Genomic DNA, 321 nt, shown 5'->3' on the forward strand with positions numbered 1-321 from the left:
GTTCCGCCGTGATCGTCAATGAATTCGGCGAGATCGGCATCGACAACGACCTGATCGTCGAGTCGGACGAAGAAATCTATGAAATGAACAATGGCTGCATCTGTTGCACCGTGCGTGGCGACCTGATCCGCGTGGTGGAAGGACTGATGCGCCGTCCGGGTCGTTTCGACGCCATCGTTGTGGAAACGACCGGCCTTGCCGATCCGGTTCCGGTGGCGCAGACCTTCTTCATGGATGATGACGTACGCGCCAAGACCGGCCTTGATGCCGTTGTCGCCCTTGTCGATGCCAAGCACCTGCCGCTGCGCCTGAAGGACAGCC

Annotated in this window: 1 protein-coding gene; it reads left to right on the forward strand. The window is 59.5% G+C overall.

Annotation, left to right across the window (positions count from 1 at the left end):
- The coding region (locus SB822_RS55855) for a CobW family GTP-binding protein (protein WP_410858945.1) at positions 1-321 on the forward strand (321 nt) is incomplete at both ends.

The sequence above is a fragment of the Paraburkholderia sp. SIMBA_054 genome (genome assembly GCF_046534875.1).
In the GTDB taxonomy this organism is placed as follows: Bacteria; Pseudomonadota; Gammaproteobacteria; order Burkholderiales; family Burkholderiaceae; genus Paraburkholderia; species Paraburkholderia hospita.